24 protein-coding genes and 1 tRNA gene are annotated in these 20,528 nt (G+C 55.1%); 13 read left to right on the top strand and 12 right to left on the bottom strand.

What is annotated here, in order from left to right:
• The first annotated feature begins 1 nt into the window (after nt 1).
• The 4 genes from HMPREF1147_RS10170 to gyrB all read left to right on the top strand — a co-directional run bounded on the left by HMPREF1147_RS10170 (nt 2) and on the right by gyrB (nt 4,769).
• Nucleotides 2-217, top strand: a complete 216-nt coding sequence (locus HMPREF1147_RS10170) for an RNA-binding S4 domain-containing protein (RefSeq protein ID WP_009658812.1) — start codon at nt 2-4, stop codon at nt 215-217.
• A 2-nt stretch (nt 218-219) separates the two neighbouring features.
• Complete coding sequence (gene recF, locus HMPREF1147_RS10165) at nt 220-1,341, top strand: DNA replication/repair protein RecF (protein ID WP_009658862.1); 1,122 nt, start codon at nt 220-222, stop codon at nt 1,339-1,341.
• Nucleotides 1,342-1,532: 191 nt separating this feature from the next.
• Nucleotides 1,533-2,435 (top strand): DUF721 domain-containing protein, encoded by a 903-nt coding sequence (locus HMPREF1147_RS10160; protein ID WP_009658783.1) that lies wholly within the window; start codon nt 1,533-1,535, stop codon nt 2,433-2,435.
• A 279-nt stretch (nt 2,436-2,714) separates the two neighbouring features.
• Entirely contained in the window at nt 2,715-4,769 is a 2,055-nt protein-coding gene (gene gyrB / locus HMPREF1147_RS10155; RefSeq protein WP_009658884.1) for a DNA topoisomerase (ATP-hydrolyzing) subunit B, read from the top strand.
• 502 nt (nt 4,770-5,271) lie between these two features.
• Here the strand turns inward: gyrB and HMPREF1147_RS10145 are convergent.
• On the bottom strand, nt 5,272-6,006 hold the full coding sequence (locus HMPREF1147_RS10145) for an NAD-dependent protein deacylase (RefSeq protein WP_009658785.1): 735 nt from the start codon (nt 6,004-6,006) through the stop codon (nt 5,272-5,274).
• Between the two features lie 177 nt (nt 6,007-6,183).
• On the opposite strand from HMPREF1147_RS10145, the gene HMPREF1147_RS10140 reads away from it, so the two are divergent.
• The 4 genes from HMPREF1147_RS10140 to HMPREF1147_RS10125 all read left to right on the top strand — a co-directional run bounded on the left by HMPREF1147_RS10140 (nt 6,184) and on the right by HMPREF1147_RS10125 (nt 8,872).
• Entirely contained in the window at nt 6,184-6,843 is a 660-nt protein-coding gene (locus tag HMPREF1147_RS10140; RefSeq protein WP_009658834.1) for a hypothetical protein, read from the top strand.
• Nucleotides 6,844-6,973: 130 nt separating this feature from the next.
• Nucleotides 6,974-7,627 (top strand): sigma-70 family RNA polymerase sigma factor, encoded by a 654-nt coding sequence (locus tag HMPREF1147_RS10135; RefSeq protein ID WP_009350878.1) that lies wholly within the window; start codon nt 6,974-6,976, stop codon nt 7,625-7,627.
• Between the two features lie 50 nt (nt 7,628-7,677).
• Complete coding sequence (locus tag HMPREF1147_RS10130) at nt 7,678-7,902, top strand: type II toxin-antitoxin system RelB/DinJ family antitoxin (RefSeq protein WP_009658889.1); 225 nt, start codon at nt 7,678-7,680, stop codon at nt 7,900-7,902.
• Nucleotides 7,903-8,101: 199 nt separating this feature from the next.
• Complete coding sequence (locus HMPREF1147_RS10125; protein ID WP_009658817.1) at nt 8,102-8,872, top strand: class I SAM-dependent methyltransferase; 771 nt, start codon at nt 8,102-8,104, stop codon at nt 8,870-8,872.
• Nucleotides 8,873-9,070: 198 nt separating this feature from the next.
• Here the strand turns inward: HMPREF1147_RS10125 and HMPREF1147_RS10120 are convergent, their stop codons facing one another.
• The 4 genes from HMPREF1147_RS10120 to HMPREF1147_RS10105 form a co-directional block, all read right to left on the bottom strand.
• Nucleotides 9,071-10,225: an AI-2E family transporter gene (locus HMPREF1147_RS10120; RefSeq protein WP_009658828.1), complete on the bottom strand. Its 1,155-nt coding sequence runs from the start codon at nt 10,223-10,225 to the stop codon at nt 9,071-9,073.
• A 141-nt stretch (nt 10,226-10,366) separates the two neighbouring features.
• Entirely contained in the window at nt 10,367-10,816 is a 450-nt protein-coding gene (locus tag HMPREF1147_RS10115) for a metal-dependent hydrolase (protein ID WP_009658814.1), read from the bottom strand.
• Between the two features lie 4 nt (nt 10,817-10,820).
• Entirely contained in the window at nt 10,821-11,270 is a 450-nt protein-coding gene (locus HMPREF1147_RS10110) for an Rrf2 family transcriptional regulator (protein ID WP_009658858.1), read from the bottom strand.
• Between the two features lie 95 nt (nt 11,271-11,365).
• Complete coding sequence (locus HMPREF1147_RS10105; RefSeq protein ID WP_232208084.1) at nt 11,366-11,908, bottom strand: hypothetical protein; 543 nt, start codon at nt 11,906-11,908, stop codon at nt 11,366-11,368.
• A gap of 217 nt (nt 11,909-12,125) precedes the next feature.
• On the opposite strand from HMPREF1147_RS10105, the gene HMPREF1147_RS10100 reads away from it, so the two are divergent.
• Both HMPREF1147_RS10100 and HMPREF1147_RS10095 read left to right on the top strand, forming a co-directional pair.
• Nucleotides 12,126-12,341: a DUF1659 domain-containing protein gene (locus HMPREF1147_RS10100; protein ID WP_009658780.1), complete on the top strand. Its 216-nt coding sequence runs from the start codon at nt 12,126-12,128 to the stop codon at nt 12,339-12,341.
• Nucleotides 12,342-12,376: 35 nt separating this feature from the next.
• A complete protein-coding gene (locus HMPREF1147_RS10095) occupies nt 12,377-12,592 on the top strand; it encodes a DUF2922 domain-containing protein (protein WP_009658806.1) in 216 nt (71 codons plus the stop codon).
• A 135-nt stretch (nt 12,593-12,727) separates the two neighbouring features.
• Here the strand turns inward: HMPREF1147_RS10095 and HMPREF1147_RS10090 are convergent, their stop codons facing one another.
• The 3 genes from HMPREF1147_RS10090 to HMPREF1147_RS10080 all read right to left on the bottom strand — a co-directional run bounded on the left by HMPREF1147_RS10090 (nt 12,728) and on the right by HMPREF1147_RS10080 (nt 15,806).
• Nucleotides 12,728-13,660 carry a DUF3829 domain-containing protein gene (locus HMPREF1147_RS10090; protein WP_009658843.1) on the bottom strand — a complete coding sequence of 311 codons (933 nt, stop codon included), beginning with the start codon at nt 13,658-13,660 and terminating at the stop codon, nt 12,728-12,730.
• A gap of 136 nt (nt 13,661-13,796) precedes the next feature.
• Nucleotides 13,797-14,780: a hypothetical protein gene (locus HMPREF1147_RS10085; protein WP_009658784.1), complete on the bottom strand. Its 984-nt coding sequence runs from the start codon at nt 14,778-14,780 to the stop codon at nt 13,797-13,799.
• A gap of 3 nt (nt 14,781-14,783) precedes the next feature.
• Nucleotides 14,784-15,806 (bottom strand): hypothetical protein, encoded by a 1,023-nt coding sequence (locus HMPREF1147_RS10080; protein WP_009658881.1) that lies wholly within the window; start codon nt 15,804-15,806, stop codon nt 14,784-14,786.
• Nucleotides 15,807-15,999: 193 nt separating this feature from the next.
• Between HMPREF1147_RS10080 and HMPREF1147_RS10075 the strand changes: the two genes are divergently transcribed.
• The 3 genes from HMPREF1147_RS10075 (at nt 16,000) to HMPREF1147_RS10065 (ending at nt 17,440) form a co-directional block, all read left to right on the top strand.
• Nucleotides 16,000-16,075, top strand: a tRNA-Thr gene (locus HMPREF1147_RS10075).
• Nucleotides 16,076-16,225: 150 nt separating this feature from the next.
• Entirely contained in the window at nt 16,226-16,849 is a 624-nt protein-coding gene (locus HMPREF1147_RS10070) for a YgcG family protein (protein WP_009658848.1), read from the top strand.
• A 78-nt stretch (nt 16,850-16,927) separates the two neighbouring features.
• Nucleotides 16,928-17,440 carry a hypothetical protein gene (locus tag HMPREF1147_RS10065; protein WP_009658788.1) on the top strand — a complete coding sequence of 171 codons (513 nt, stop codon included), beginning with the start codon at nt 16,928-16,930 and terminating at the stop codon, nt 17,438-17,440.
• A gap of 129 nt (nt 17,441-17,569) precedes the next feature.
• On the opposite strand, the gene HMPREF1147_RS10060 is transcribed toward HMPREF1147_RS10065, so the two are convergent.
• The 4 genes from HMPREF1147_RS10060 to HMPREF1147_RS12090 all read right to left on the bottom strand — a co-directional run bounded on the left by HMPREF1147_RS10060 (nt 17,570) and on the right by HMPREF1147_RS12090 (nt 20,486).
• On the bottom strand, nt 17,570-18,001 hold the full coding sequence (locus tag HMPREF1147_RS10060) for a DUF5713 family protein (RefSeq protein WP_009658794.1): 432 nt from the start codon (nt 17,999-18,001) through the stop codon (nt 17,570-17,572).
• Nucleotides 18,002-18,258: 257 nt separating this feature from the next.
• Nucleotides 18,259-18,882 carry a hypothetical protein gene (locus HMPREF1147_RS10055; protein ID WP_009658805.1) on the bottom strand — a complete coding sequence of 208 codons (624 nt, stop codon included), beginning with the start codon at nt 18,880-18,882 and terminating at the stop codon, nt 18,259-18,261.
• Nucleotides 18,883-18,915: 33 nt separating this feature from the next.
• On the bottom strand, nt 18,916-19,716 hold the full coding sequence (locus HMPREF1147_RS10050) for a hypothetical protein (RefSeq protein ID WP_009658825.1): 801 nt from the start codon (nt 19,714-19,716) through the stop codon (nt 18,916-18,918).
• Between the two features lie 215 nt (nt 19,717-19,931).
• Complete coding sequence (locus HMPREF1147_RS12090) at nt 19,932-20,486, bottom strand: hypothetical protein (protein ID WP_156791328.1); 555 nt, start codon at nt 20,484-20,486, stop codon at nt 19,932-19,934.
• Nucleotides 20,487-20,528: the final 42 nt, after the last annotated feature.

The raw sequence follows: 20,528 nt of genomic DNA, 5'->3' as shown, positions 1-20,528 counted from the left end.
CGTGATGGATATAGAGATTCATACGGCGTACATCCAGCTTGATCAGTTTTTGAAACTTGCGGGAGAAGTGCCGAGCGGCGGCATGGTCAAAGAGCTGATTGCAGTGGGGCGCATCAAACGCAACGGCGCTGTTGAGACAGCGCGCCGGCGTAAACTTGTGCCGGGAGATATTGTTGCAATAGAGGGCGGCGGGATCTACCGTGTCACTGCTTTGTAATTATGCGGATCACACGACTCGAGCTTCACTCTTATCGTAATTATGAAACACTGGATCTCCGGTTTGATCCCGGTGTTCAGATTTTTCTCGGCGCAAACGCGCAGGGCAAGACAAATATCATCGAGGCGCTTTACTACGCTTCGTTTGGACGCTCCCATCGCACGACGAGCGATGCGGAGCTCATTCGTATGGGGGAGAGCGCGGGGCGGATTGATCTCTCATTTCTGCGTCATGATGTTCCGGGAGAGCTATCATTTACATTTGAGCGTGGGCACAGGCGGCGTATTCTGCGTGCGGGAGAGCCGCTGCGTCAGCGTGAGCTTGTAGGTCTTCTTCCTATGGTGCTCTTTTCCCCGGAGGATCTCTTCCTCGTTAAGGGCGCGCCTGCACTCCGTCGGCGCTACCTCGACGCTGAGCTCTCTCAGGCAAGCCCCGCGTACTATGGAGAGCTTCTGCGCTATACGCACATCCTGCGTCAGCGCGGCGCGATCCTAAAGGACATCCGCGAGCGTCTTGTCCCTGTCGATGCACTCGAGCCGTGGGACGTGCAGCTTGCACGGAGCGCAGCGCGTATCGTCACGCGTCGGATCGCGGCGGCGGAGCGTCTCGGCGCGCTCTCCGGGCGGGTTCAGGCGGTGCTCGCCGCGGGAGAAAAGCTGATGATCGCCTATGAGATCGCTCATGTGCCGGAGGATCTGACGGGAGAAAAAGACGGCATGGCAGATCGGCTCGAATTATGGTATAATAAGACGTTGGTCGAATGCCGTGTCCGCGATATTGCGCGCGGGTCGACGGGCGTGGGACCGCATCTCGACGATCTCGTTCTTTTTGTCGGCGGCATGAGTCTGCGCAGTTACGGCTCGCAGGGACAACAGCGTACAGGAGCGCTCGCGCTCAAACTCGCGGAGCTCTTCTACCTGCGGGATAGTGTAGGCGAGGCACCGATCCTGCTGCTCGACGATGTGATGAGTGAGCTTGACGCCGACCGCCGCGCTGCACTCCTCTCCTTCATCCGCAGTGAGCACATCCAGACGTTCATCACAGCGACGGATGCGGCGTATTTCCCGGCGGAGGAGATGGGGGCGACGTATCGGTATGTAACTCATGGAATGGTTCACTCCTAGCGTCGTTATTTTGTGTATGGATCGTTGTACGCGTCCTGCGATGCATATCGCGCGCGCCGTTTGCAATGTGGTGAGAAACATGCCCCGGAGCGGAGAGATACAAAAAATTGTCGCGAAGGACATCCTAGAACGGCTCTTAATAGAAAAGTAAGTTGAAAAAATATATCAACTCTGAAAGGAGGGGCTCTCCCATGCGAACCACCCTCGGCACTGCCGCGGCGGATGCGGACGTGCGCGCAGCGATTCGGCGGCTCGGTGCGAAATTTGAACGCAATTATATTGTCCATACAACGCTGGGGCATTGGCATGACATCATGGGGGAGATGGTCGCACGCCGCGTGCGCGCCGTCTATGTGAAGGACAGGAAACTCTTTCTCTATGCGCCCGATGCCGTTTGGAAAAACGAAATGCGGATGAGTGCACCCGAGATCGTTCAGCGTGTCAATAATTATGCGGGCAGCCGCATGGTATGCGAGATCGCATTCACCCGCCGCGCACGCGCCGAGATCCCGGACGAGGAGGGCGCGGACACGGAGACCCCTGCGGCATACGCGCGCGCCGTGAAGAAAACGGGACTGAGCGATGCGGAGATCGCGCGCGGTGCATCCATCGCAGACGCCGCAGAGGATGCGGAGCTGGGCAAACGCATCCGGCGCGCCTATCAGGTATCGCGCAAGGCGCGCCGCCTGAAGGAAAGCCGCGGCTATACACCGTGTCCCTCGTGCGGTCGCCTCATCGAAGGAACGCATTGTCACGACTGCGCGCGCGCGCAGCAGCGCGAACTGCGGCGCGCCGTGCGCCGTGTTCTACGTGCACAACCATGGGCAAAGCTTGCCGATGTTGTCAGAGAGGTTCCCGCTTGCGATGCGCTCCTTCTCGGCAGTGAGCGTGCCGATCTTGTCCGTGAGATCGCAAACGCGACCGAGTACAAAGATCAAACGAGTGACAACGCCTATATGATCACGATGCTTCACCGCAGCATCCCGCGCGATCAGGTCACACCGAAACATATCAGACTTACCTTTTGGGAATTACGGAACGAACTTGTGACGACGCGGGAGTTTTGGGAAGAAATAAAGCGCCGCAAGACGTAAGACGTGATCTTTGCGCACAGCGTTGTCATAACATCGAATGCTTCGCTTGACGTAGGTCTTAAACTACGCCTGCGCTCGCATTCTTGTTATTCCTAGCTGTGCATCAAAGCTGACGCCTCACTTAGGTTGCGGCGTGAGGGAGACGTGACGCGGGATTTTCGCGCCTAGCGTCGTTATTCGTTGAACGCTTCGCAGGAGTAGGTTTTTACAATTCATACGCTCTCATATCCATATTTTTATAGATAAAGATCCCGTATCATGCCGTAAGGAGAGGAAATAATGGCAAAAAAAATATCCCCCGAAACACAGGAAGAGCAGACCGAAGTCCGCCCGCTCACACCGGAGGAGATGAAGGAAGCCGCCGAGATGGCGGACGCGCCCGATCTGTCGGGGATTGCGATCTCCGCCGAGGAGATGGGCGCGGATGTCACTGCCGTCGACGCCGACTACGGCGCGGGGCAGATTCAAGTGCTCGAGGGACTCGAGGCAGTACGAAAACGCCCCGGTATGTACATTGGCTCTACATCGGAACGCGGATTGCATCACCTTGTCTATGAGGTGGTCGACAACTCCATCGACGAAGCGCTCGCGGGCTACTGCGATACCGTAGCCGTGACCATCCACCGGGACAACAGCATCACTGTCGTCGACAATGGACGCGGCATCCCCGTCGACATGCACGAGAGCGGTATGCCTGCGGTCGAGGTCGTGCTCACCGTCCTGCACGCGGGCGGTAAATTCGGCGGCGACGGGTACAAGGTCTCGGGCGGACTCCACGGCGTCGGCGTCTCCGTCGTCAACGCCCTCTCCTCCTCCATGGACGTACAGGTGCGCCGTGACGGACACATCTATGAAATTTCCTTTGCGCGCGGCAACACGACGGAAAAACTGCACGAGATCGGCACCTCCGAGACCACCGGGACGCGCGTTCACTTCGTCCCGGATCCGGAGATTTTCACTGTCACCACATACAGCTTTGAGACGCTGAAACACCGCCTGCGCGAGCTCGCGTTCCTCAACCACGGCATCACCATCACGCTCACCGACGAGCGCGGCGAGGAGCTACGCAGCGAGACGTTCCACTTTGACGGCGGTATCCGCTCCTTTGTCTCCCACCTCAACCGCAAGAAGGAGACCATCAATGAGGAGCCGATCTACTTCAACGGCGTGAAGGACGACACCGTGGTCGAGATCGCCATGCAGTACAACGACAGTTATCAGGAGAACATCTACAGCTTCGTCAACAACATCAACACCGAGGAGGGCGGTACGCACCTCGCAGGCTTTAAGATCGCCCTCACGCGCGCGGCGAACGACTTTGCCCGCCGCCTCAGCGTGCTGAAGGAAAAAGACGGCAATCTCTCGGGCGAGGACGTCCGCGAGGGGCTCACCGCCGTCATCAGTCTGAAGGTGCGCGAGCCGCAGTTCGAGGGGCAGACCAAGACGAAACTCGGCAACTCCGAGGTGCGCGGCATCGTCGACTCCATCGTCACCGAGGGACTGACCGAGTATTTCGAGGAAAATCCGAACGTCACGAAAAAGGTGCTCGATAAGGCGCTCATGGCGTCCCGTGCCCGTGAGGCGGCGCGCAAGGCACGCGAGCTGACGCGCCGCAAGAACGCGCTCGAGGTCTCAAGCCTGCCCGGCAAGCTTGCCGACTGCTCCGTCAAAGATCCCGACCAATGCGAGATCTACATTGTCGAGGGCGACTCCGCGGGCGGTTCGGCGAAACAGGGACGCGACCGCCGCTTCCAAGCCATTTTGCCCCTGCGCGGCAAGATCCTCAACGTCGAGAAGGCGCGCCTTGATAAAATTTTTGCCAACGCCGAGATCCGCACGATGATCACCGCGTTCGGCACGGGCATCGGCGAGGAGTTCGACCTCAGCAAGCGCCGCTACAGCAAGATCATCATCATGACCGATGCGGACGTCGACGGCGCGCACATCCGCACGCTCCTGCTGACGTTCTTCTACCGCTACATGCGCCCGCTGGTCGACCACGGGCACGTCTACATCGCGCAGCCGCCGCTCTATCAGATTCGGAAGGACAAGAAGCATTTCTACACCTACACCGACGAAGAGCAGGCAAAGAAACTCGACGAAATCGGGCGCGACGGCGTGACCATCCAGCGGTACAAGGGTCTCGGCGAGATGAACCCGGAGCAGCTCTGGGAGACGACCATGAATCCTTCCGAGCGCACCATGCTGCGCGTCGCCGCCGAGGATGCCGAAGCCGCCGACGAGCTCTTCACCATCCTCATGGGGGACAAGGTCGAGCCGCGCCGCCAGTTCATCGAAGAGAACGCACGGCTTGTCAGGAATCTTGATATTTGATATCGTCACGTTCCGTTTTTGTTGACTGAGCGCCCTGCAGGGCGCTTTTTGCATTCTATTAGAAAAATCCTTCATCAGAGAAGGATATTACAATAAACGCCCATGCGGCGGAAAGAGGTATGGGCATTTGGATCGTAGTACGATTTGTTTTAATGGCAGTACGATCCTTTGATTTTTGGTTTGAAATTATATTGTGTTACATATGTTCTTATGTTATACTGCATATAGGCACTGCTCACAACGGTAGGCGGTCATTCTTTGCCCCTTTCATTTTATTGAGAGGGGGTGATGATATGGATATTTATGAGATTTTTATCTTTATGATCCTGTTCATCGCCTTGATTCTCGCAATCAAGTTATAAAAAAGAAAAACCCGCCTCGAGCGTCCAATTCGTAGGCGGATAATTCTTCCGATTACAAGGGGCGACCGCATATCGGCAGTGCCTTTTGTATTTTTATTTTACCATTTCAATCATAATTCGTCAACAGGTTCATAGATCCGTTAAGATGCGGGAAGTGCTTCGTGCAATACGTCGCCGATCGGTTCTCGTATCACCAGTTCCGCCCGCCCGTCCGCGCGTGTCTCGGTACGGTTGATGAGAACGAGGTGCTGCCCGTGGAAATAATCGATCAGTCCTGCCGCAGGATAAACGATGAGGGAAGTGCCGCCGATGATGAGCGTGTCGGCAGCGCGGATTGCCGCAATAGAACCCTCGATCGTATCATTGTCGAGACTTTCCTCATAGAGGACAACATCCGGACGGACAATCCCGCCGCAGTCCGTGCAATACGGTACAGGACGATGATGCAGGATGAAGTCGAGCTCGTAATGCGCGCCGCAGCCCATGCAGTGCGCACGGCGAATGGATCCGTGCAGCTCATAGACCGTCTTTGACCCTGCCGCCTGATGCAGACCGTCGATGTTCTGCGTCACAACGGCGGCAAGATTGCCGCGGCGCTCCAGCTCCGCGAGCGCATAATGTCCGGGGTTCGGCTCTGCCGCGAGGTAGACAAAGCGGGATCGATAAAAATCGAAGAACTCCGCCGGATGTGCCATGAGAAACGAGTGCGACGCCATCTGTTCGGGTGTGTACTCCTTGTGCAGCGACTCGCTGTAGATGCCGCCCGCACTGCGAAAATCCGGAATGCCCGACTCCGTCGACATCCCTGCGCCCCCAAAGAAGACAGCGCGCCTGCTCGCGGTAAGAATGTCTCTGAGTTGTGCAATTTTATCCATGAGAACCTCCTTCCATTGATGCATGTGTCCAATTTAATTGTATCGATTCACCTACAGGAAATCAACCATTCTTTCGCATTGAGATCAAATTATTATTCTTGCAATTTTATAAGATAAATATGCTAATATTGCCGGGTATCATGGCGAAGCGGGATCCCGTCGAAAAGGAGAGATTCTATGCGTAACAAACTGCTCTTAGTACCCTTGGTTTTACTGCTTGCGTATATACTCTTCCTCCCGGCGGCACGGGCGGATGCTTCCCGGATTCTATCGCATGTGACGACGGTTGACTACGCGCCTTTTTTGCTGCGGGACGGCGATATGCAGCCCATATATTTTGCGGATGCGCCTCCGCTGCGCTTCATCAAGCAGGGCAATACGCTGCGCCTTTTGAACATAGAGGATGAGGAGCTGCTGCGCCTCGTTGCGGGTGATCGCAGGGGAAATGTCGATATCGATGCGGCGCAGCTTTACCCGTTTTACATTGTTGGGGTTCATACGGAGGATCCATCTCTGCAGCTCTTCGTGATTCAGGCGGGATACGGCGGATCGTTCAGTGTTCACGAAGGATTCTGGATCGTCGGCAAACGCGGCGATGCGTGGACGGTCTATGCCGCGCGGGACGATCTTTATCGCGCCGCGCCGGCGCTGCTGACGCCTGCCGATCGTATCGCATTTTGTGACAGGATCGACGATATGGAAAAATTGATTCTTACCATCCGTGCACCGCTGTATGAAGCTCCTTGGGAAACAATCAGAATCGGCGTCTTTTGGGATGCCGATCAAGAGATCCTACAACTCAAAGAGATGCCTGACGCGGAGGAAGGTGTCAAGTAAATGGATGCGGCTTCGCCGTTCGCAGCATTTCAAATCGTTCTCATATCGCGCTGATACGCGTTTTGCACCGAATCTTGGTGTCTGCTATACTCCTATCAAATAAAACATTTGTTTGAAAAGGAGTAGAAAAATGTATGATGAAGAGACACGGAGCATCCTTCGCGATCCCTATGCGCGCCGCGCATATCAGCCGCTGACAAAGGCGGAGGAGGATCATCTCATTGTGCGTGCGGTGCGCGGGGAGGCGGCGGCACTGGCAGAGATTCTCGGGCGGTACCGCGGACTGATCGTCAATGAGTCGCGTGCGTCCTATCTCAGGAACACGGCGCTTGCGCATGAAGCCGAGAGCATCGCCGAGCTTGCCTTTATGGAGGCACTGCACGACTACGATCCGAAGCACGGCGCGCCATTTGCGGGCTTTGTCAAAAGCCGCGTCCATATGGCGCTCTATGGTGCGTTCCGCCGCGAGCGCCGCCTGTGGGAGCGGGAAAGTCACCCGGAGCAGGATGAGGGCGGCAGGGACGCATGGGAGCGTATCGGCGGGATGAGCGATCCGAGCGTAAATGCGGATCGCCGCCTCCTCTTGCATGACATTCTCACGCGCGCCATGCATCGCCTGACCGAGCGGGAAAAGAAAATCCTATCGCTGCACTATTACGGCGATCTCACCCTGCGCCGCATCGCCGATCTTCTCGGCACTTCCGCCGATGCCGTCAGCAAGGGCAAGGCAAATCTACTGCGAAAATTACGCGCGAATGCCGCTCTTCCTATTGCACCTGCATGAGAAATGTGCTATGCTATAGCCGGTAACGGGTGTATAAAGGAGCTGTTCACATGGCACAGACCGGCATCAGCATTCGCATGGATACAGAGCTCAAAAAGAATTTTGAGAGTTTTTGCGCCGCCGTTGGCATCAATATGTCCACTGCGCTCAATATGTTCGCGATCGCCTGCGTCCGGCAGCAGCGCATCCCCTTTGAGATCTCGGCACAACGTGCCCTGCCGGGGGAGTCGCTTGATCTCTTTACAGAGACCACATGGAGCTCGGACGCCCATTGACAACATACGCGTGAAATGGGGGGACCCGCCGCATACTGCCGCCTGAAAGGCAGCGTGCGGCGGTCTTTTTTTGTGTTGTTTCATAAAAAAATCGTATTTTCCTCATGTGTAACTTGAGCAACAGCAGCATATTCCAGGTTCGGCTATACTATGTCTATTGATGAAAACAACTTTCATTTACATAGAAAGAGTGATACCGATGCCGGAAGAGAAAAGACCCGAACCCGGACATGAGTTCCTCGCGCGGCTTGGCAAGACGCGTCTGCGCCCGGGGGGACGCGAGGCGACGGAGTGGCTGCTCAGTCATGTGGACTTTACCGCCGACACGCGCGTGCTCGAGGTTGCCTGCAACATGGGGACGACCATGGTTGCGCTCGCCGAACTCCACGGCTGCCGCATCACAGGGCTCGATATGAATCCGAAGGCGCTCGAGAAGGCGCGTGCAAATATCGAAAAACACAGACTTCAGGACGTCATCGACGTTGTCGAGGGCAACGCGCTCGCGCTGCCGTTCCCCGACGCGTCGTTCGACGTTGTGATCAACGAGGCAATGCTGACCATGCTCCCGCGCGAGAAGAAATCCGTCGCGCTCGGCGAATATTTCCGCGTCCTGCGTCCGGGCGGCATCCTCCTCACGCATGACGTCGCCCTGCGCGCACGGGATGAGGAGCACGCGGCGGAGCTGCGCGCGGGGATCTCCCGTGCCATCGGCGTCAACGTCGATCCGCTGACAAAGGACATGTGGACAGGGCTGTTTGAAAAAGCAGGCTTTGCCCCCGAGGTGCAGACGGGCGACATGACCCTACTCGATCCTGCCGGACTCGTGCGCGACGAGGGATTCGACGGTGCGATGAAGATCATCCGCAACGGGCTGCGCCTGGAGAACATCGACCGCTTCCGCAAGATGTTCAACTTCTTCTTCGACCACAATAAGGAGTTCTCCTACATTGCGGTTGCGAGCAAAAAATAAAATACCGCCCAAGTGACCGGGCGGAGATACAATGAGGAACTGAAAAATCGCCTGCAGAACCGGAGAAATCCGTACCGCAGGCGATTTTATTAATGGAATTGTTTTTGATAAAATAAATTACAATAAATAAATAAAAATATCGATAAATAATAAAAAATATATGGTATTAGAGGAATGGGACATGCTTGGCGATCACTTTTACTGCTGATCATCCTCCGGCATATGTTCCTTTTCCTTTAGGCGATTGCGCGTATACTCGCTGAGCAGCGTATAGACGGCGCTGAAGACGGGGACACCGAGCAGCATCCCGAGAACGCCGAAGAGTCCGCCGCCGACGATGATCGCAATGAAGCTCCATACTTCGGGCAGCCCGAGCGAGCGCCCCATGATCCGGGGATAGATGAAATTACTGTCGATCTGATGCAGGACAATGAGGAGGATGATGAAGATGAGCGCCTGTGTCGGTGATTCGACAAAGATGAAGACTGCGCCGATCGCGCCGCCGATGACACCGCCGACCATCGGTATCAGCCCGGTAAAGACGACGATGGCGGAGACCATCGCGGCATGTGAGATGCCGAACAGAATCATCCCGGTGAAGAGTCCCATCATAAAGATAAAGGAATCGAGCATTTGACCGCAGACAAACGCATAAAATTTTTGCCGGAAGACGTCGCCGATATGTGCGATGCGGTCGGCATTTTTTCGTGTGCAGAAGGCATAGAGCATTTGCCGCATCTGCCGCGTGAGCATTTCCTTTGTGCCGAGGAAATAGATGCCGAGGATGATGCCGACGAACGTCTCGACCATCGTTGTAACAAACTCCGCAGTTGTATGGACGGCGCTGTAGACCGCTTCTGTCTGTCCGCTCGCGAGATATTCCTGCACACGCTGCATCATTTGGTTCCAGTCCACAGACTCGAGTTCAACGACGTATTTTTGCAGCGTAGGAACGCCGCTGAGCGCCGCCGCGACCTCATGCAGCGCCTCCGGCAGTGCCGTTCCAAAACCGCGCAGTGTTTGAATGAATTGCGGAATAAAGGCGTTTGCGAAGAGAAAGAGCATGATGATGCCGCCCGTCAGTGAGAGCGCAATCGAAATGCTTCTTGCATGTGACCGCATTTGCCGATGCCGGCCGAGAATCTTCTCTAACGCCTCCTGCGGAATGCTCAGGACGAAGGCAAAGGCGACGCCCACAAAGATTGGATAGAGCACTTGCAGGATAGAGCGCAGTACGAGGGCGGTCGCCTCATAGTGATTGACGGCTGCGGCGAATGCAATGGAGCAGAGGAGCACGAGCAATAATTTGTTGAAAAATCGGCTGCTCTCCGGCAGTAAATTTTTTTGTTCCATAGGATCCCCCTGTGTTGGCGTCTATATTACTGCCATTATAGCATAGCCGGCAAAGACGCAGTACGGACGATGGGGAAAAAATTCCCGCACAGATCGCGTCTGTGCGGGAATTTTTATATCATAATAAGGTTATTCATGCGCTTAGAGATCGCCGTGGAGAGTGGAGGCGGCATACACAAGCGCGATACACCCGAGCACAAAGAGATACTCGCGGAAGGAACCGACGGTGAAGAGACGTACACCGATTTTTTGGGACGGGAGGAGGAACGGGACTTTGCCGCAGACGGCATCCTCGGCGATGTGCATGAGCGCGCCGAGCAGCATCCAGCGAAGGATGGAGAAGAAAGCGGCATCGTAGAAGAAATATCCCGCTGTGTGCGATAGTATGCCGAGAAGGGCGATGTAGAGCATCGGCCAGTGCGACCATCCGCGGTGGCGGCTGCGCCACGACTTCCAGCCGACGGAGCCGGGCGTCCCCTCCACTTTGTCGGGGAAGACGGCACCGATAGCTGCCGCCGCAGCAGGGAGCGGATCCTGCGTTGCCGCGTAGGAGACCACTCCGGAGAGCGTTATGTGGCTGATCCACTTCATTTGGTTACGCCTGCGCCGTGCGCTTTATCTCCTGCCGCGCATCCTCTGCGATGTTCGCGAGCGTCATCCCCTCCATGGCGCGCTCCATGGCACGCTGGATGTCCGCAAGCCGGTTGTCGAGGACATCGTGGATGCTGCGTCCGACGGGGCAGGCGGGGTTCGGGTTCTCGTGGAAGCTGAACAGCGTGTCGCCCCCAAGGCTCTCGACCGCGTGAAAGACATCCGCGAGCGTGATCTCGGAGAGTGGGCGCATGAGGTATGCGCCGCCTTCGCGCCCGCGCATGACGCGGATCAGACCCGCGCGGCGCAGCTGTCCGAGAATGCGGCGGATGACGACGGGATGCGCGCCGATGCTCCCCGAAAGGGACTCGCTGGTCTCGGTTTCCGTATCGCCAAAGACGTCAATACAGATGAGAATGTGCACGGCAATGGTAAATCGACTTGAAATCTGCATATTGTATCCTCCGGTGTTATGTATCGTTATCATACAATGGAGGTGAGAAAAATGCAAGCGTTTCCTGTCGTATTGGACGCGGCGCCATACAGGATTCAATGCAGCGTGCCGGTACAGGCATATTCCTCCACGACAGAGAGTCGGCGGCGCTCCGTGACGATCATCTTCCAGTGGACGCCGCGCGCCTCGTTCCGCATCTGTACGATGGTGGGCGCCTGCCAAAGCGCGCGCACAACGTCGCCGCTGAGCAGCAGGATGTCCGCGCCTTGTTCCTTGCCCGGCGCGATGACATGGTCGTGTGAAATATTGATATACCCGAGCGTACCGCGCCGCCCGTCCACGGGGCGCATCATCACGGGGATGAGGACGCAGCCGATGTCGATGGGCAGCGGGATGTTGCGCCGCCGTGCGAGTTGGCGCCCCGCGTTGCGGCGGATGAGCCGCAGATCCTTGTCTTCGCGCTCCGCCAAACAGGAGAGCACATATTCTGCCGCGGCGATGAGAGGAAAACTGCCGCCCGCGACGGGGTAGATGTGCGTTTGGTTTCCGCCGTCTGCACCCGTCACCGGAACGACTGCCAGAATGTCCGCCGCCGGGGGCAGGCACTGCATCAGTTTTTCTCTTTTGGAAAAATTCATATTCGGATCTCCTTTCTCCGGCTGCCGCGCATGATTGGCGAGATCATACGGCGGCGAGCACATGTATATTGGATCACCTGTTTCTTTCTGATTAATATTATATAGAAAATATGTTCTTATGTAAAGAAAATTTTTAACAACGACTCCTCTTTTTTTGAGCGCCGGCAGGTACACGGGTGTAAGGCTTACGAGAACGAAGAGAAAGGAGTTGATTTCCATGGCACGCAAGAATGCGACGAGCAGACTCACGCTGAAGGTTGCAACGGGCGTTGACGCGACGGGCAAGAACACCTACGCGAACCGCTCGATCGGCAACCTCGCGCCTGCGCTGACCGACGAGGATGCACTCGCCATCGGCAAGGGCTTCGCGGGGCTGCAAAAGCACGGTCTCGGAACCGTAATGCGCACGGATTCGGCAGTCCTCGAGGGTTGACCGAACAATGAATGAGAAGAAAGGAGGAACGCACGATGGAAACGAAGAAGCTGCGCATGACGCTCGGACTCACGAGCGGCAAGACCATTACGATGAGCCTTGCCGACCCGAAGGACGACCTCACGAAGGCGGAGGTCACGAGCTGTCTCCAGAACGTCATTGACAAGAAGGCGATCGTCTCCGGCACGGCATATCCGGTCTCTATTAAGGAGATCGAGGTGCAGACCGTGGAGACGCAGGCGCTCGCCTAAACCAAAAAGCGCTTCGGCGCATAGAGAGAACCCCGGCGGTAAGCATCGCCGGGGTTTTTACTGTGCAAAAAAGACGACCGCATTGCGCCGAATGCAGTGCGGTCGTCTCTTTTGGATTTTGTTTTCGCAGGTGTGTTACTTCTTCCCGCCGTCGAGTTCGTTGAGGTCGACGCGGTTGGAGGTGTTCACAGTGTCGTTGAAGTCGTCGATGACCTCATTGCTCTTTTCCTTGCCTGCAAGGTAGCTGCGGAACGTACCGATGAAGGTATTGACGTCACGCTTGTACGACTTGGTCTCGCTCGTATCGGGGAGCTGTCCGACGAGGTTCGTGATCTCGCCGATCTTTGCCTCCGCCGCCGCCTGATCAACCGGTTCATGGTCGAGCATATCGACGAGGTCGCGCACCTTCATGGTTGCTTCGATGAAGTTCGCGGCGTTGGGTTTGCCGTCTTTGCGCATCTGCTCGAGCTGTGCGGTACGCAGTTCCTTGTGGTGGACGGAAACGGCGTCGTCGAGTTTTTGATAGGCGGCTTCGAACTTGTCATAGAGCGGGAGATACTGGGCGATCATTTCCGTGCCGCCTTTGTAGCCGTCCGTCATATAGGTCTTGGCTGAATAGTAGTTGTCCATCTTTTGCGCGAGCGGCGCGAGGTCTTTCAGTACGGCGATGACGCCGTCGGCGGCTTCGTCGACGTCCTTGAAGACACCGTCGGTTGATTTGTCCGCACGTGCCTTCTCAAGTGCCTCGAGCAGCCGGTCAAAGCTCGGCACGGAGATATTATCCACCTGCTCGCCGCTGCGCATCCTCTGAAGGCTCGGATCATAGCTGAAGGCGAAGGTAACGGCGCTGTCGTTGTAGCTGTTCGTTGCCTCGACATAGGGCGCGAGCGCCGCCGTCTTGCTCTCCACGGAGTCGCCCGCGAGCATGGATGTGACGCCGGAGACCGCAGAGCCGGCCTTCTCGGCGGAGTTCCCGCCAAGACAGCCGGTCATGAGAAGGGGAGGGGCGCAGAGAATCCCTAGGGTGGCGAGAACGGAGAGGGCACGACGCATCGAATGCTGAGACATGAAGATCCTCCTTCAATCGTACAGTGAAACATTTGGCCGGCAGAGAGTCCGACCCATTGATCATAAAAAAATGATAAACTTAGTATACTATGAATAAAACATTTGTGTCAAATTTAGGATATATGACCCATGTTATCTAGCCGATTCCTACTATAGCAGCAAGTCCGCGGAAGATACCGCCAATGGCATTGCCGATGATATTGGCACCGCTGTGTTTTTTGACGCGTTTTTCGACGCGTTCGAGCTGCGCGGAAAGTTCCGTATCCGTCTTATCGGAGGCTTCCCATGCGCGCCGGAGAAATTTGGCGGCCCATTTGTATTTCTTGTGACGTTCGCAGATGAGACCATAGTATTGATCGCCGCGCCACAGGGGATAGACGGTGCTCTCTTGCGCCACCTCGTCTGCGGCGGCAAAGCTGCGCACGGCATTCTCGTCGTCGCCCAGATCGTAGTATGCGCGCCCGCGCAGAACGTGCGCGTAGGCGAGCGCATCGCCCGTGACGCGGGGATCGCCGATGAGACGCGAGATCTCCTGTACCGCTGCAGCGGATTCGCCCGCATCGATCAGACGCTGCGTCTCGTCGAAGATGTCGCTGTAGGGCACGGCGTCCTCGAGCCGCGATCCGCGCGCGGCGTCAGCGGCGTTCTTTGCGACCTGCTCGCGCAGGCGCATGGCACTGTTCTGTGCGCGGAGCGCATCGCGCTCCTGCTCAAGACGCGCGATTTCCTCCTTTTTATGCGCGAGGGACGCGACGTCCACCGCGTCTGTGTCCACGGTACAGGTGAGACGGACGCGGTACTGCCATGTCTTGCCGTCGACGATCTCGGGAATGGCTTCCTCCCGGAGAACCTTCAGAATGCTGCCCGCAACAACGCGTACCTCGTCCTTGGTGAGGGTGAGGTTTTTCGCCTCGGTATAACTCTCTACGTAGACGCCCGCCTGCTCGGTCGCCGCGCGCAGCGCCTCTTTGCGTGCGGCATCGCGGGCGTCTTTGGGCGCGTCGGTGTCACCGACGATACAGGTACCCTCGGCGGTGATGGTCTGCGGCGCGGCAGATGCGGGGCTGCTGCAAAAGGATGCCAGCGTCAGGCAAAGCAGAAAGAGCAGTCGCTTGCCCATGATTTACTCCCCCTGCGATTGCTGCATTGATCCCCGGATGATCTCGGTGATGACCTGTGTCCAGTTGATGCCGCGCCGCGCGCCGCCGTCGCCGCGCTCCATATGGCGGCGCTCCTGATCCGCACGCTGTTCGGCACGCCGCAGGTTCATCCAGAGCTCGTCGTCCGTCTTGTCCGAGGCGTCCCACGCCAGACGCAGCTCTGCGGCGGCATCGTCATAGCGTTCTTTCTCGTAATAGATGCGCCCGCGGTATTGATGGAGGCGCCAGATGGGATAGAGGTCGTCCGTATGCGGGGTGCGGTCCGCGGAGGAAAAGTCCGCGAGGGCGAGATCATCGCTGTGCAGTTCATAGTAGGCGCGTCCGCGCAGGTAATAGGCATATGCGCGCGGGCTGCCCGTAACGCGCGGATCGTCGATGAGATGCGAGAGTTCTCCAATCGCACGGCGTTCCTCGCCGCGCTGGATCATCGCCGCCGCTTCGTCAAAGACGCGCCCGAGCGTGTAGCTCTCCTCGAGCTGGATGCCGATCGCCGCTTTCTCCGTCCCCTGCGCGCGTTCGTAGCGGGCGAGGAGGTCGTCGTTCTGCTGTTTCAGCGCATCGCGCTCCTTCTGGAGACGCGCGATCTCCGCCTTATTTGACGCGAGCGATGCGAGATCGACCTTTGCCGTGTCCACCTCGCAGACGAGGTGCACGCTGTAGCGCCATGCGTCGCCGATGAGTTCCGGCGTTGCTTTCTCCTGTAAAACGCGCAGAACTGTGCCTGCGACCATGCGCACTTCATCCTTTGTGAGCGTGAGGTTCTGCGTCTCTGTATAGCTCTCGACATAGACGCCCGCCTGCTCGGTCGCGGAGCGCATCGCCTCCTGCCGCGCCGCATCGCGCGCGATCTTCGGCGAATCGTTGTCGCCCATGGTGTATACGCCGTCCGCCTCGATGATCTGCGCCGTGGCGCCTGCCGTGCCGGGCAGGGTCATGCAGAGGACAAAGAAGACGGCGATGACAGCGCCGCATAGTTTTTGTATCATTATATCGTTCACTCCCGGGGTATGGGGCGCAAAGCCCCGCTCTCTATTCATTACAAGCGTATTCTTTCAAATATTCATTAAACCGCGTTGAAAAATGCATTAGGGAGACGTTGAATTTTCGGCGGATGTATCGAAAAATATTGATGCGCAGGGTTGACAGCATGGGGGTTTTTGGATATACTTACTTAGCAATGCTGATTTAGCTCAGTTGGTAGAGCAGCTCATTCGTAATGAGCAGGTCGTAGGTTCAAGTCCTATAATCAGCTCCATTTGAAGCGAATAAAAGGCTCCCGAGGATGTCGGGAGTCTTTTTCTGTATATAGGCGTGATGCGGGATTTTCGCGCCTAGCGTCGTCATTTTCGTCGAACGCTTCGTCGACGTAGGGTTCATCGTGTGTTTTTTATGGAGAGGGAAGCACGTGAGAAATTATCAAAAGGTGATGAGTGCGCTGTCGATATTTTTTTGCACGCTTTTTTCCGCAAGCGCAGCGTTCGCGGCGACGCCAAGTGTGATTGACAGGGCGCATCTGCTCTCCCCGACGGAGCGCCGGATGCTCGCGGAAAAGATTGCGGCGCTCGAGGAAAAATACGGCGTACGGATTGTCGTCGGTACGCAAAAGAGCATTCACGGACAGGCGCCGGACACCTACGTGGATGCGGTCATCGAAAAGTACTATGGAGGAACACCGGGCGGGACGATTCTCCTGCTCGTCGCGGATGATATCAAAACGCAGATCGTCGGCGCCGACAGCGCTATGCGGGAGCGCATTTCCTGCGGCTACGGGAGACAGTACGCGGAGGACGCGATGCGTGCGGATGCGGCGGCGGGGCATTATGCCGTCGGCTTTGCGAAATACGTTGATGCGGTGGATGAGATGCTCGCGTTCCATCGGGAACATGGGCGCGCCATGACCGCCGCGGATGAATCCATGGGCGTCGTGCCGATCCTTACGGTACTCGGTATCGGTGCGGTTGGATTTTGGATGAGCCGCGTACGCATGCGGCAGACAGCGAGGAATGATACCGACTCTGCGGCACACTGATTTCCGGTTTTATACATTTATCATAAAACACGGTATCATCTTCCTATCGCCGTCTTTCTATCGTCAAAGGAATATGACATGCAAAAACTACGCGAGCTGCTCGCACTCTGTTTTTCCTTTCGCGGGACGATCGCGCCAAAGCCCTATGTGATCGGCTCCCTGCTCGTGATCGGCGTGCTCCTTGTACTGTCTGTCGTGGTAGATGTGCTGATCTTGTTGCTGCTCCTAGAGAACGGTCTCGCTGCGGAGACGGACGCGGAGCGCCTCCGCCTGGCAGCATTCCTCCTCAGACTGCTCTACCTCGCGCCGCTTGCCGCGCAGTTTTCTCTCGCTGCGCGCCGCCTGCGCGACGCAGGGCGCCCGCTGACCTATCTTCTCATCCCGCCGGGGCTCTTCCTCGGGATCGGCGGATCAATTGCACTCGCCCTGTGGACAGTTGTCTCCCATGAGCTGAGTCACCTCTCGCCGGGCGATCATGGACAGGGGATCGGCTTCGGCGTGATCCTCCTCTTCGGACTCGGCATCCTCCTCGCCGCCTTTATCGCGCATATTTCCTTTTTCCTCTTTGCGCGTCTCAAACGGCGCGTGTAGATATAAAAAAACTGCTGCATCGGAACACTGCGTTCCGTTTGCGGCAGTTTTTTGTTTGGATACGATGTTGTCAGCTGAGCGCGCAGTCCGCGTCGTCGGGGGCGTGCGCGAAATCCCCGGGAGATACGCCTACCGGTCGCGTTCGCGGATCGCTTCCTCAATATCGATGTCGATCCCGTGCTTCTTGAGGATGTATTCGACGCCCTCCGCGATGCTCTCGCGTGCCGCCGTCTCGATCTCGCTGTCGTGCTTTTCGAACTCCTCCTCCAAATCGTTGATGGGGTTGACGATCTCGTCGAGCTTCGCCTGGATGGGATCGATGTCCTTCACACCGCTCATAAGAAATTCGTCCAATTTGAGCAGCTGCGCTTTCACCTTATCGACGAGGAAATCCGGGAAATATTCGTCGTCATACATATCGCCGAGCAGCTCGTAATCGGACGAAAAGCCGAAGCCGTCCGTCTCTGCGAGCGGCTGCGGCGCCCGTGCAATCGCAGCCATCGACGCGCATTCCGCCTCCGAAAAGCTCTCAAAATTCCGCGCCGGCACATCGAAGGGCATGCCGTTGACGACGATGTGATATGTCTTTTGCGTTTGGGTGTATGTGAAATGGCTCTTTTCGATATGCGGAATCGTTTTGTCCGCATACTTGCCGAGATCGAGCGTCCCCGCCGCAAATTCCTCTGCAAATCTCTGATACTCCTAGCGGTTCAAACAAAATAATTTCCCATCGACCGATGCAATGTAATTCATCGTGCGCCGCCTCCTTTTCCTTTATTCAAGCGAATAGCCCTTCCTCTTGCAAGGGGGATAAAAACTTATTGTCCCCCAATCTTCCTCCGCAGCCATATCTTCAAATAGAACAGAGGATCCTGATAGGGACCATAAAAGAACTCTCCCTGCGCATTGTTCGTTTCCTTCAAAAATTTTTCATGTGCTTTTTGCTCCGCTTCCGACAGCTGCTCCGTATGATTGACAATATTCAATCGTCCATGAAGTTGGTTTTGCCTTTTTAAGAGGGCGCGATATAAGCCGTCATAGGAATGCAGGCGTTCAATCGCACTCAGATGATGTCGGTCACGATCGGCGATCCCCTGATTGATCCCGCGAATCTCCTCATCTGTCAACGCAGGATTATATAATGTATCCGTACGATCATACAGGTGAATGATCCAGGTGCCGATACCTCCTTGAACAAGCAGGTACTCACCCGTTTCAAGAAAATCTTGTACGGTGTCCAGCGTAATACTCTCACCAGCTTCTTCTTTTTGGAACCATGTACGACCTTCATCGCGTGATTCTTTATCAAATAGGGGAGAGGTAATCACGACATAATCTTTGGGCGCCGTCTCTTGATAGATGAAAAAGGCAATAAATATACCTAAAAGCAACACGCCTGCTGCAAGGATATAGGAGATGAGATTGCAGTGTCGGTTCTTCACTGTCGATGCCTCCCGAAATCTCGTTCTTGAATTTTATTCGTTAGCGAAACTAAGATAGCTATGATAGCCCCACTGAAAGCGCTCCTGCACCTTTTTAAGTAGTTCGTTGCAGTAGTTTAGTTCAGGAAGATACTTTCCTTGCAGGCGCAAAGCTATATCCGTCGCTTCATAAAATTCAACTGCACCTTGCAGCAGTGTGGTCAGAAACTCTTTTTCCGGCAGCCAATATCGTTTATCGTTCCAATCGGTATGAAGCTTTATGAAGCCGCGCGGGTGTTCTTTGAAAGATAGATCCCCCGGGTGGTCCGGCATACAGAAGTGAGCTTCTCCGGTATTTAAAATTTCTTCTACGGCCATAGCAAAATATATCCAAAGAGATACCATAGGATCCCAATCACTAAACGACAATATTGGATCATCATAGTAACTTAGTAAAATCGCACCTTCCAGGTATTCTTTGTCAACATACTGAGCAATTTTTCTAATCCCTTCGATATCCGTTACTTCTGTGAAGATTGTAGGGTCTATATTGTCTAGATCTAATATCGTACAACGAAGATCCAATAAGAATGATTTGCATATGAACATGCGGCGCCTCCAAATGATGGTATGTAAAATTGACCGACGTTTCCGTCCGTAAGACCTACCATATATCCGATACCATTTACTACAGCTTCTAATTTTTATTAATTTTGCTGTGTCTCTACCGAGAGCAGAGCGTTCTTGATTCAGATGCTCGCGCACGTCAATACTGCCCGGGGCAATGGCAGATTTGGTTGTGCTTGCTGCATCGCCTTTGGCGGCGACGGAAAGAACGGGCGTGAGCCCTTTCATGTTGTAGCCTTCTCCTGCGCCGTATGTGCCATCCGCGAATTTACGGTAGGAAAGCCCCTTGCTGCTCGTGCTGTAGGAGGCTCCAATGTCGGGACTTTGACATCAATAGGTCTTAGGAAGTTTTATATGTTTGATCTGTTATTTGCTTTGTCATAGATATTTATTTCCTGCAAAGTTTGAATGAAAGTAAGTTCATTATATTTTCTCATATTTTTCTACAACCGTTTTAACGTTTCTATCACCTCTCTAGATTTGTTTTCGTCGTAATTATATCGGTTCAAATAGTACTCCATTTTCATCGGCGTCTCCTCTGCCTCTTTTTTGAGTTCAAGAAAAATATTTTGATCTTCACTAGATAGGTCTTCTAGGTTCATTTTTATTCGTAATTTATCTCCATATGCGCATTGTAATTCCTCTAACGAACTATATGCATTACTCCCATACAGTTCCGGATTATTTTTATAATATGCGCTATTCACGACTTTTTCTACGTATTCTCTGAAAGGAGAAATACACAGTTTAGTATACCCACTTGCACCATAAGTATAAATATAGGGATACTCATAGCGATAAGAAAAACAAAATGATTCCAATGAAACCGATTTACCCTTATCCCATAACATACGCTGACTAAACGGCATCTCATAGCGAAAGAATCCCACATATAGGCTATTCCAAGGGTCTTCAATTCTAAAAGGAAATCGGTATAAAAAGGCTATAGAAACGCTCAGCAAACATGCTGTGATAAGAAAAATAATACGATTTTTCATTTATTGAGTCTGTGAAGAAAAGTCTGTAAATCGGATCTTCTA

The sequence above is a fragment of the Selenomonas sp. FOBRC9 genome (genome assembly GCF_000287655.1).
GTDB classification, from domain to species: Bacteria; Bacillota; Negativicutes; order Selenomonadales; family Selenomonadaceae; genus Centipeda; species Centipeda artemidis.
This window is presented reverse-complemented; position numbering and strand designations above follow the sequence as displayed.